The organism is Streptomyces sp. NPDC060209, from assembly GCF_042728155.1.
Taxonomy (GTDB): domain Bacteria; phylum Actinomycetota; class Actinomycetes; order Streptomycetales; family Streptomycetaceae; genus Streptomyces.
In genome coordinates this window covers 1-10,060 of the sequence record NZ_JBHWZS010000315.1, presented here as the reverse complement: position 1 = coordinate 10,060, position 10,060 = coordinate 1, and the positions used below count along the sequence as shown (strand labels likewise).

The window sequence follows — 10,060 nt, the reverse complement described above, 5'->3', positions numbered from 1 at the left end:
CCCGTGCCGCATTTCTCCTCCACCACGCGCACCGCCGCTCAGGTGACAGCGATCTTCGAACGGTGCTCATGATCACGCAGGAGTGATCGCGGATCTGCAGAGCCTAGAGGGCATGTGACGAAGTCTGACAAAGAGATCATGGAAATCCTTGCGGCGTACGACCTGACCGGGACGGTCTGGTCAGCGGCGGACTTGACAAGGCACGACCCGAAGACGGTCAAGCGGTACGTCCAGGCCCGTGCCAGCGGGCGCAATCCCTATGAACGAGAGCCGCGGCCGAAGATGATCGACACCTTCCTGGAGAAGGTCGAGGAGTGGGTCGAGCAGTCGAAGGCGATGATCCGCGCCGATGTGGTCCACGAGAAGCTGGTGACGATGGGCTACCAGGGCAGTGCACGCTCGACGAGGCGGGCGGTGAACGCAGCGAAGGCCGCGCGGAAGGCGGGCAAGCGCCGCACCTACCGACCCTGGGTTCCCGAGCCAGGCCGGTGGCTGCAGTTCGACGGGGCGAGGGTCCGCGCATCGGCGGGCGTCGGACCTGGCTGTTCTGCGCGTGGCTGTCGTGGTCGCGGTTCCGAGTGGTGATCCCGGTCTGGGACTGCACGTTGGGCACATTGGTGTCCTGCCTGGACACCACATTGCGGCGGATCGGCGGGGCGCCGACCTATGTACTCACCGACAACGCGAAAACAGTCACCGTCGAACACATCGCCGGGATCCCGGTACGTCATCCGCAAATGGTCGCCGCCGGGCGGCATTACGGCTGCCAAGTGGTTAGTTGTGTGCCCTACGACCCTGAATCGAAGGGCGGCGCGGAGGCCACGGTCCGCATCGCGAAGGCCGATCTGGTGCCCACGGACGCGAACCTGTTGCCCGCCTACGACACCTTCACCGAGCTCACCAACGCCTGCCGAACCTGGTGCGACACGGTCAACTCCCGACGTCACCGGGCGACCGGACAGATACCCGCCGACCGCCTGGACATCGAACGCACAACGTTGCACGTCCTGCCCATCGAGCCGCCCGCGCTCGCGCTGGGCGCGGAACGGCTGGTCGGCTCAGATCGCACGATCAGCTTCAACTCGGTGCGCTACTCGGCCCCGCCCGGATATACCGGAGTGAGGGTGTGGTGCCGAGTGGTCGGTGAGGAACTGTCCATCACCGCCCGCACCAAATCCGGTGACCTGCTCGAGATCTGGCGCCACCAGCTCTCGACCCCAGGTGTTCCACAGATCATCGATGAGCACTACCCCGACCATCCCGACGGCCGCAGCATCCACCAGCCAAGGCTGCAGCCGCGTTCCGAGGCGGAGATCGCGTTCGTGGGCATCGGCCCCGGCGCGGGCCGCTGGCTCAAGGAAGCCGGACCCGCCGGCGCCACCCGCATCCGCGCCAAGATGGCCCGCGCGGTCGAGCTGGCCACCATCTTGGGCAATGACCGAGTCGACCAGGCCCTGGGACTCGCGGCCACGGCCGGGCGCTTCGCCGACGGCAGCCCCGCCAACGTGGCCGTCGGCCTGCACCGGCTCGGCCGACCGGCCATACTCATGACCAGCTGGGGCGATGACCCGCCGGGCGACCTGGTCCGCGCGCACCTCGACTCCGTCGGCGTCGAGGTGCGCCGCCTCCGGCCATACCACCATCGCCCTCGCCTACCTGGGCGGCACCGGCAGCGCCCGCTACGACTTCCTCGCCGCCAGGGATCCGCTCGGCATCCCCCTCCCGCCGCAGACCACGCTCATCCACACAGGCTCACTCGCCGCCGTCGTGGAACCCGGCACGACCAGCATCGTTGAAGCATGTCAGGCACAGCGCGTCCACCCGGGCCGCGCCGTTTCCGTCGCCCTCAACACGGGCCGAACGGCTGGTCGCCGCAGCTGACCTGGTCAAGGCCAGCGACGAGCACCTGGCCTGACTCTACCCCCACCTCACCCCGGCCCACGCCTGGTCGTCATCACCTGCGGCGCCCAGGGCGCGACCGCCCTGACAGCCCGCCACCACATCACCGTTCCCGCGCCCCGGACCTATGTCGTCGACACCATCGGAGCGGGAGACGCCTTCCAGTCGAGCCTCCTCGACGCACTCCTCACACCAGACGGCACTGTCCGCATCCCCGCCACACCCACCGAACTGGAACCAGCCCTCCGGCGCTGTGTCACCGCCGGTGCCATCACCTGCACTCACGCAGGCGCACGACCGCCGACACACGAGGAGATCCGCTCCGCGCAGGCGGCCGATGACGTCATCCAGGCCCGACAAGCCCACCCTCTGGCTCAAGAAGCAACGACCCGCACAAGAGGCTGACACCCCTCTTGATCCGCCAGGGTCCGTCCGGTGTCCCTCCCCGCCGATCGGACAGGCCCTGGCCCACTCGTGGAATTCGGCTCCTCGACTCGACACCCGTAAGCCACGTCACACCACAGTCGACAATGTGGTGCCATCGCCTCGCGCGCGAGGCAGCCGTGTTACCCGCTGAGCTGCTGCGAGTTCCTCGCGCGTCTGGTCCAACTCGAGTGACAGCTCGGCTGTGGCACGTACGAGGGCGCGGACCCGCTCTCGCTCCGCGGCGAGTTCGTCCTTGGTCTTACTGATCGTTTCAAAATGAGGTCCGGAGTCGTCTCAAACAGATGATGCTGCAGGCGAGTTGGAGCAGTCCGAGGTGGAGGTCGCGCGTATCTCGTAGCGGATGCGGAGTCGTTTGAACTGGTGGAGCCAGGCGAAGGTACGCTCGACGACCCAGCGGGTCTTGCCCAGGCCGGAGCCGTGCGGAGTGCCGCGGCGGGCGATCTTGGGTGTGGTCCCGCGCGCCCGGACGAGACGGCGATATTTGTCGAAGTCGTAGCCTCGGTCGGCGAACAGCTGGCGGGGCCGGTGGCGTGGCTGGCCGCGCAAGCCACGAATGCGGGGGATGGCATCGACGAGGGGCATCAGCTGGGTGACGTCGTGCCGGTTGCCGCCGGTCAGTGACACCGCGAGCGGTGTGCCGTGGCGGTCGACGATGATGTGGTGCTTGCTGCCGGGGCGGCCTCGGTCGACCGGAGATGGTCCGGTGTGAGTTCCTCCTCTGAGCGCGCGGATGTGCGAGCCGTCGATGGCACAGTCGTCCATCTCCAGCAGCCCGACCGCCCGCAGCTCGGTAAGGATCGCCGCGTGCAGTCGGGGCCAGACGCCGGCCTCGGTCCAGTCCCGTAAGCGGCGCCAGGCTGTGACTCCGGAGCAACCCACCTCCTGACGTGGCACGTCGCGCCAGGTCACGCCTGTGCGGAGGACGAAGATGATGCCTGCCAACGCGATGCGGTCGCATGTTCGGTGTCGTCCTGCATACCGATGCCGCCGCTGTGGAGGGGGCGGAAGCATCGGAGCGATGCGCGTCCACAGGTCATCGGGCACAAGATCGCTGTTCACGCCCGGCAGCGTGGCGGAAGATCCCGGTTGAGGTGGGCCGATTGACCCGGCAAGCTCGCCTGATGAGTCAGAGTAGACAGCCGGGAGCCTGGGACGGCCCCTTCTATCGAGTCTGTACAGAACATTTCGATGCCGCGTTCGTACCCAATGCCGGTGAGGACCTGGAGTCCGCGAACAACGTCGACGTCTTCGTCGACCTCCCGGACGGCTCTCGATGGAGCGCGACCATCATCACTCTCGCCCAGGTCGAGCTTGTGATGGAGAGGTGGGCGGCAAGCGGGGAAGCCTTGGGAGGTCGCTACTTCTGGGTCTCGGACGGTCTCATCGTCCGCGATGCTGGTATCAGCAACATGACCCGAGAACTCGTCGGCCTGGTTGAGAACGAGGAGTTCGCGCAGGTCCTTCAGCGACTCGAAGGCTGACTGGCTCCGGCGGTCACGAGAACCTGATTCTGAAACGGTCAGTAAAAGAGCGTTTTGTCCCGACAAGGGTGCTTCGTTGCAGTTCAGGTGGCAGGCCGCTTCGGGCCGACTGAGGCGGTAGACGCTTGTTGTGGCAGATGGGGCGGGTGACAGCCTTCGAGGGCCCGTTTCGGTCCCTTCGCTCCTGTCTGATCCCAACACGCCCCCGGTCACGCCTGTTTGCGCCCTGTGGCGGGACGGCTGCCATCGGTACTACGGAAACATGCCTCGCCGACAGCGGCCGTACCCGAGTGACCTGTCCGATGCCCGTTGGGAACTGCTCGAACCAACCCTGAGCGCCTGGCGAGTAGAACGCAGAGGGAAGGGCCTGGACATCGGGCGGCCGCCCGAACACGACCTGCGCCGGATCATGGACGCCATCCTCTACGTCGACCGGACCGGGATCCCATGGCGGTACCTGCCACACGACTTCGCCCCGTGGGAAACCGTCTACGGATACTTCGCCGCCTGGCAGAAGGACGGCGTCTTCGACCAGCTCAACGGACTCCTGCGACGGCTGGTCCGGAAGGCCGAGGGCCGAGACGCCGAGCCCAGCGTCTGCATCCTCGACGCCCAGAGCATCAAGACCTCGGCCAACGTGCCCACGGCCGGCCAGGGCATCGACGCGGGCAAGAAGATCGCGGGCCGCAAACGGCACATCGGCGTCGATACCGTCGGCCTCCTTCTGGCCGTGCTGGTCACCGCCGCCAGTGTCTCCGACAGCGTCGGCGGAATCCGCCTGCTCTCGAACATTGCCGAAGGCCACCCTCGCATCACGAGGGCGTGGGCCGACAGCGGCTACCGCACCAAGGCCATCGACCACGGCGCCCGCCTGGGCATCGACGTCGAAGTCATCCGCCGCGACCCCGCCCAGAAGGGCTTCAAGGTGATTCCGCGGCGCTGGGTCGTCGAGCGGACGTTCGGCTGGCTCATGCACCACCGCCGCCTCGCCCGCGACTACGAAACCCACCCCCACCGCTCCGAAGCCATGATCAACATAGCGATGATCGACCTCATGAGCCGCAGACTCACCCGCGAATCGACCCACAACTGGCGCGACAGCTGAACGGCGGCAGCGTCGGGCTCCTGTGAATCACAGCAGGTAGGGCCACAGGCTGACGCTGTTCCGCTCCACACTGATCTCAACCCACGTTCCATCGACAGCAGTCGACGGCGGCGGGTCGGCGAGGTCGAACAGGATATGGGTTCCAGCTACTTCCAGCATGGCTCCGCCATCGCCCGTCAGGCCCAGCCGCCCCCGAAAGACGATCCGACCGCCTTCCTCCTCATCCACCGCGGGTGAAAATGAAGTGGCCGGTCGAGTGTTGCCGCCCCAGGCCGCGTCCTCTTCAACGGTCCACTCCACATGATGTTCGCGGCCCACTCCCGTCGGATCGCCGTACCAGAACGCCGCAACGGCACCCACCTCCGAGCGCACCCGAACCATCGCGCGCCCGTCGGCGACCTGCCCCACCGCTTCTACTCGGACCAACACCCCGCAATCATCCATGGCAGCACTGCGTTGCCAAACACTCCTGCCAGGACAAAACGCTCTTTTACAGAGCGCCCACATCACTCCCTGCTGGGGTTGCCGCAGGGCCAGGGCCTCAGCTCCCGGCGGTGTCGCGTTCCCAGGCTGCGCGGATCCCGGGAGGGATCCGGCCGCGCGATGGCACGGCGTAGCCATGGGCGCGTGCCCATGTGCGGATCGCTCCGGTGTCGACGGGCTGGTCGTCGCCCGAGTAGGGCTCTGGTTTCCAGAGGGTGGGCTGGTGTGGGACAAACCGGGCAGGGGCATCGAGGATGCTGGGCGGAAACATGGGGACCTGGAGCTCTCCCGCGAGGACCGCGGTGAGGAAGTCTGTGAGGGTGCCGTCGTAGGTGAACCAGCGGGGGCCCCGCGCCTCGTTGACCGCGATATGCCACCGGGCGGGGTCAGCTGCAGGGTCGGTGATCCAGAAGAGGTATTCGCCGTTGTAGGTGGCGCCGCAGGCGAAGAGCGTTTCGGGATCGTAGGGCACGGGATAGGCGTCCTCGTGCAGCTGCGCGCGGATTCGGCCGGGCATGGGGCCGGTGAGGTTGACGTACTCGGTCACGCCGTGGGGGTGGTAGACGTCGAGGTAGTCGTTGAAGGTTCCCGGTCCGTAGCGGTCTGCGAGCTCCTTGTAGTCCTGCGGCAGTGGCATGCCGAGACTGGCCTCGACGGTGTCCCAGCGGATGCCCATGGCCTGGCTGGGGGGCGGGCAGAGCTGGGTGAGAGCGGTGAGGGCGGTCATTGGATTCCTCGTTGGCGTCGGATCTGCTGTGCTGCGTGGTCGGGGTTGGGGAAGTCCTTGTCGAGGTTGAAGCCGTTGGAGCCGTCTGCCTCCATGTAGATGCGTGAGGGGACGGAATTTGCCCTGTCGTCGGTGTACTCGAGATAGACGCGCGAAGACGGAAGAATCTTGGAGTTGCCTCGGGCGTGGCGTGCCACCTGCCGACCTACCTGGCGAGGGCGAGGTTTTGTGCATCCGGGCGATGCCGAGCATGGCGTGGTGGACGCCGTCCCCTTTGAGGCGGCAGTCGCGGAGCATCTTCCAGGTCTTCATGCGGGCGCAGACGTGCTCGACCCGAGCTCGGACCTGCTTGTGGGACTTGTTGTGTTCCTCTTTCCAGCCCGGGAGGGGTTCGTAGGGCGCCCTGGAAACCCGGGGCGGCGTCGGGCGCCCTACGACCCCATCCGCACCTGGTTTACAGCTGAACCTCACGGCCTGTGCGTTTTATGTCTTCGTCGAGGCGCTGGCGAGCAGGCGGCGGAGGCCGCCTCAGCATTGACGACAGCGTGATGCAGCGCGGCCTGATCGGCCGTCGTGTCCGCTGCGAGGTCGGCGAGTTCGATGCGGGTCTGACCATTGGCCACGGCAAGCGTGCGGCAAGCCTGGGCGAAGAAGGTATTGGCCTGGGGTCCTGCGTCGGCCTCGAGGCTGGCGCGTTGAATGGTGAGCGTGGTGTCGCTGCGTGCGAAGTCGGCACGGCCGATGAGGCGGCTGTCAGCAAGAAGCGGGCAGACGTAGTAGCCGTACTGGCGGCTGGCCGGGGGCTTGTATGCCTCGAAGACCTGGGCGAAGCCAAACAGGCGCTGGACGCGGGGGCGGTACCAGATGAGGTTGTCGAAGGGTCCCAGGAAGACCGGCACCCGGTGCGGTTGGGCGGTCCCTGTGAGTGCCTGTGGGTCGGCCCAGCCCGTCTTCCAGCCCTCGACCCGCACCGACGCCAGGCGGGTGTCGGGCAGGATGCGCGCAGCGACTGGGGTGGGGATACGGAGGTAGTCGGCGAGGTCGTCCGTGGTGGCTACGCCGAGTGCGGCTCCCGCGTGGGTGAGGAGTTCGGTCAGGCATGCGTCGTCGGAGGCCTGATCGCTCAGGAATGCGGCGGGAATGCAGCGTTCGGCGAGGTCGAACAGTCGCTGTCCGTTCGTGCGGCGGGTGGAGGCGAGTTCTCCGGACCAGACGAGGAATTCCACAGCGGTTTTCGTCGGGCTCCAGTCCCACCCTGCTCCCGCCTTGGCGCCGTCGCGGAGCTGTCGCAGAGACAGCGGTCCGTCGCGTTCGATGCGGTCGAGGAGGGCGGTGCGGGTCTGCTGGTCGGGGTATTCGCAGCGGCGGCGGGTGGCGCGGCGGCGGAATGCCCATAGAGGCCAGTCGGCGAGCGGTAGGAGGGCCAGTGCGTGGGCGGGGTAGTCGAATGCGAGCGGTTCGGGGCCGTTGTTGAGGGCGTTGTCGACGGCCTGGGTTGTTGTGCAGGGTACGCGCGCGGTGAGCGTGAGCTGGTGGGCGCGTGCCAGGGTCCTGATGCTGTCGAGTTGGACGGCGTGGAGGTGAGCGAGGGCGCCGCTCACGTCGGGGAAGCCGGCGGCGGGAAGACTCGCAGCGACCGCAATGTCCCGGGCTTCTGTCAGAGACAGTTCGGCTTCGGCCGGCGGCGTCGGAGCGGTCATGGACGCGGCTCCGCAGGGGTGGCCGGGGCGGCCCCCGGTTTTGAAGCGTCACCCATCCGGGCCTCAGGAGGGCGGGCCGGTAGGGCCGCGGGCTCACCTGGAACGGTCACCTCAGCAGGCTCGGTCAGGGGCTTGGCCGTGTGGCGGGCTGGAGGCAGAACCGCGCCGGCGGCGCCTACGGCCGCGCAGCAGGTGAGGGCAAGCAGGGCGGTGTCCCATCTGTGCTGTTGGGCGAGAGCGCCGATGATGACGGCCATGATGCCGCCTGTGATGTCGGTGGACGCACCGACCCAGGTGTTCGCTTCGATGCGCGTGTTATCCGTCGCGGTGGCATCGATGAGGAGGAAGGCGTTGATGAACAGCGGGGTGACGAAGAGCCCGGCCAGGAGCAGCAGGGTGGCGAGGAGCCACAGGGGGCGGGCGAGGAAGAGGAGTGTGGTGGGGAGGGTGAACCCGAGGGTCAGGAGCTGGTACTTGCGCCTGAGTCCGGCTTTCCAGTCGATGGTGGCGTAGAGGATGCCGCCGATGACGCCTCCGGTGCTGATCGCGGCGAGGAGTGGTCCGAGCAGCGCGGTGGCGTGCTGGTGTTGGGTGTAGGCGGGTACGAGGACGCTGGTGCCGCCGAAGACGCATCCCATGACGAGCAGGGGCAGGAGGATCGTTGTGGTTCCCGGTGTGGCGAGCGGGCCGAGCCACCGGCGGGCGCTGCGGGCCGGCGTGGCAGCGGGGCGGGAGTGGGTGGTGCCGAGGTGGTGTCGGCGCGCGGCGGCAAGGTAGAGGGCGGTGATGGTGACGAAGGCGGCGGCTGCCGTCTCGTAGGCGTGGCGGGGGCCGACCAGGGTGATCGCGGCTCCGGCGGTGAGTGGTGCGAGGACGAAGCCGGCTTCTTCCAGCACGGAGTCTGCGCTGTGGACCGCTTTGAGCTGGGCCTCGTCGGTGACGAGGTGCCGCCAGGAGGAACGCAGGGCGGCGTTCAGCGGGGGGCTTGAGAGAGTGGCGGCGATGACCAGGGGCAGTGTTGTCCACCATGGCCACCGGAACTCGACGCTGCATGCGACCAGTGCCAGGAGCAGGGCGGTAGCGGCGCCCATCACGGTGAGCATGCGGTGGGCGCCGTACCGGTCGAGGATGCGGCCGCGGAGCGGTGCGCAGAAGGCGAGCACGACGGTGTAGCCGCCGCCCACGAGAGCTGCGCGGGCGTACCCGTGGGACTGAGCGAGGGCCAGGAGCAGCGTGATGGGCAGGACGGCGGCGGCGGTGCGGGCAAGGAACGCAAGTGTGAGGAGGCCCCGTACTGGGGGCCGTGCCAGTTGCCGGAGCACCCGTGCGGGTTTCTGGGGGCGGGTGTGGGTGGCGGGGGCGGTCATCGGCCGGCCTCCGGTCCGGCTGTGGGGCCTGGATCTGCGGCTGTTGGCTGGGGCGCGGTCACCGGATCTGGCTCGGCGCCCGTGGGGGTGGGCGGCTCGACGGTCTCGGTGCGGGTTGTGGCGCGCAGGGAGTCGGGGTGCAGGAGCACGATGCGGGCGATGTCCTGTCCGCGGTGGACGGTGACGGGCCGTTCAGGCCGGATGGCGATGCTCATTCCGCCGCGGTCTGTCATGGCGTTGACGGCTTTGGCGGGGATCACTCCGATCGGCACGTGCAGTCCGTCCGGGGCGCGGTCGGGAGGAGGCATGACCATGAGGAACGTTCCGGTGGGGATCGTGGTGGCCCAGCCCAGGCGCCACTCCACGGTGCCTTGCCCGTTGGGGACGAACATGCCCTCCCAGCCTCCGCCGGGGCTTTTGTGGTCGCCGAGGTGGAACCAGTCCGCGTCCCGGGCGGCGATCCAGTTCTCACCGCGCTGCCACATGCCCGCCCCGCCCAGGCGGCGGCCTGCACTGTGGGGGTCCTCGCGGTCGGGGACGGCGAAGCCGATGTCTTCCAGCGGCTTCATGGTCAGCGTCAGCGGGGAACGGACGCTCCAGCCGAGCTCTTGGCCGAGCACCCAGGGCGGGCAGTCCGCGGGCAGGCGCGGGATGCGCATGTAGCGGAAGGACGCCTGGTAGGTGTCGCGTTCAGCGCGGGCCATGGCCCGGTCGATGCGCGGCTTGTCGGGCGGGAGCGCCCAGGGCTGGAGCGGGCGGAAGGTTACCTCGGCCATGCGCTCTGCTCTCTGTAGAAGGTGCCGGCGGTTGGGAGGGCCGCTGCCCCCGGGTCGCGTCCCTGTGCATGGGGA

General features: G+C 68.1%; 11 protein-coding genes and 1 pseudogene. 5 read left to right on the top strand and 7 right to left on the bottom strand.

Going from position 1 to position 10,060, the window contains the following annotated elements:
• Nucleotides 1–138: 138 nt before the first annotated feature.
• The 3 genes from ACFWFI_RS36290 to ACFWFI_RS36280 all read left to right on the top strand — a co-directional run bounded on the left by ACFWFI_RS36290 (nucleotide 139) and on the right by ACFWFI_RS36280 (nucleotide 2,304).
• Nucleotides 139–585, top strand: a complete 447-nt coding sequence (locus ACFWFI_RS36290) for a hypothetical protein (RefSeq protein WP_387398868.1) — start codon at nucleotides 139–141, stop codon at nucleotides 583–585.
• Between the two features lie 20 nt (nucleotides 586–605).
• Nucleotides 606–1,796, top strand: coding sequence for a PfkB family carbohydrate kinase (locus tag ACFWFI_RS36285; protein ID WP_387398865.1), 1,191 nt, complete (start codon nucleotides 606–608; stop codon nucleotides 1,794–1,796).
• Between the two features lie 115 nt (nucleotides 1,797–1,911).
• Nucleotides 1,912–2,304: a PfkB family carbohydrate kinase gene (locus ACFWFI_RS36280; RefSeq protein ID WP_387398871.1), complete on the top strand. Its 393-nt coding sequence runs from the start codon at nucleotides 1,912–1,914 to the stop codon at nucleotides 2,302–2,304.
• A gap of 292 nt (nucleotides 2,305–2,596) precedes the next feature.
• On the opposite strand, the gene ACFWFI_RS36275 is transcribed toward ACFWFI_RS36280, so the two are convergent.
• Nucleotides 2,597–3,405 (bottom strand): IS5 family transposase gene (locus ACFWFI_RS36275; RefSeq protein WP_387398862.1). Its coding sequence is split into 2 segments (ribosomal slippage): nucleotides 2,597–2,670 and nucleotides 2,670–3,405, totalling 810 coding nucleotides; the frame shifts between segments, so codons are not numbered across the junction.
• A 62-nt stretch (nucleotides 3,406–3,467) separates the two neighbouring features.
• On the opposite strand from ACFWFI_RS36275, the gene ACFWFI_RS36270 reads away from it, so the two are divergent.
• On the top strand, nucleotides 3,468–3,827 hold the full coding sequence (locus ACFWFI_RS36270; RefSeq protein WP_387398860.1) for a hypothetical protein: 360 nt from the start codon (nucleotides 3,468–3,470) through the stop codon (nucleotides 3,825–3,827).
• Nucleotides 3,828–4,089: 262 nt separating this feature from the next.
• Nucleotides 4,090–4,932, top strand: coding sequence for an IS5 family transposase (locus tag ACFWFI_RS36265; protein WP_387398858.1), 843 nt, complete (start codon nucleotides 4,090–4,092; stop codon nucleotides 4,930–4,932).
• Between the two features lie 27 nt (nucleotides 4,933–4,959).
• Here ACFWFI_RS36265 and ACFWFI_RS36260 read toward each other — a convergent pair whose 3' ends face one another.
• The 6 genes and pseudogenes from ACFWFI_RS36260 to ACFWFI_RS36235 form a co-directional block, all read right to left on the bottom strand.
• Nucleotides 4,960–5,361: a hypothetical protein gene (locus ACFWFI_RS36260; RefSeq protein WP_387398856.1), complete on the bottom strand. Its 402-nt coding sequence runs from the start codon at nucleotides 5,359–5,361 to the stop codon at nucleotides 4,960–4,962.
• Nucleotides 5,362–5,473: 112 nt separating this feature from the next.
• Complete coding sequence (locus tag ACFWFI_RS36255; protein WP_387398854.1) at nucleotides 5,474–6,142, bottom strand: Lsr2 family DNA-binding protein; 669 nt, start codon at nucleotides 6,140–6,142, stop codon at nucleotides 5,474–5,476.
• Between the two features lie 205 nt (nucleotides 6,143–6,347).
• Nucleotides 6,348–6,529, bottom strand: a pseudogene (locus ACFWFI_RS36250) (transposase); the annotation flags it as partial.
• 80 nt (nucleotides 6,530–6,609) lie between these two features.
• Nucleotides 6,610–7,842, bottom strand: a complete 1,233-nt coding sequence (locus tag ACFWFI_RS36245) for a DNA glycosylase AlkZ-like family protein (protein WP_387398852.1) — start codon at nucleotides 7,840–7,842, stop codon at nucleotides 6,610–6,612.
• Entirely contained in the window at nucleotides 7,839–9,209 is a 1,371-nt protein-coding gene (locus tag ACFWFI_RS36240; protein WP_387398850.1) for an MFS transporter, read from the bottom strand. The genes ACFWFI_RS36245 and ACFWFI_RS36240 overlap by 4 nt, the downstream gene beginning before the upstream one ends.
• The gene (locus tag ACFWFI_RS36235; RefSeq protein ID WP_387398847.1) at nucleotides 9,206–9,985 is read right to left on the bottom strand and encodes a hypothetical protein; all 780 of its coding nucleotides are present in this window, start codon (nucleotides 9,983–9,985) and stop codon (nucleotides 9,206–9,208) included. Before ACFWFI_RS36235 ends, ACFWFI_RS36240 begins: the two co-directional genes overlap by 4 nt.
• Nucleotides 9,986–10,060 lie beyond the last annotated feature (75 nt).

What these genes read in the sequence shown, in the direction of transcription:
- ACFWFI_RS36240 (WP_387398850.1), bottom strand. Translation starts at nt 9,209, where the DNA reads ATGACCGCCCCCGCCACCCACACCCGCCCCCAGAAACCCGCACGGGTG.
- ACFWFI_RS36245 (WP_387398852.1), bottom strand. Translation starts at nt 7,842, where the DNA reads ATGACCGCTCCGACGCCGCCGGCCGAAGCCGAACTGTCTCTGACAGAA.
- ACFWFI_RS36270 (WP_387398860.1), top strand. Translation starts at nt 3,468, where the DNA reads ATGAGTCAGAGTAGACAGCCGGGAGCCTGGGACGGCCCCTTCTATCGA.
- ACFWFI_RS36290 (WP_387398868.1), top strand. Translation starts at nt 139, where the DNA reads ATGGAAATCCTTGCGGCGTACGACCTGACCGGGACGGTCTGGTCAGCG.
- ACFWFI_RS36235 (WP_387398847.1), bottom strand. Translation starts at nt 9,985, where the DNA reads ATGGCCGAGGTAACCTTCCGCCCGCTCCAGCCCTGGGCGCTCCCGCCC.
- ACFWFI_RS36265 (WP_387398858.1), top strand. Translation starts at nt 4,090, where the DNA reads ATGCCTCGCCGACAGCGGCCGTACCCGAGTGACCTGTCCGATGCCCGT.
- ACFWFI_RS36255 (WP_387398854.1), bottom strand. Translation starts at nt 6,142, where the DNA reads ATGACCGCCCTCACCGCTCTCACCCAGCTCTGCCCGCCCCCCAGCCAG.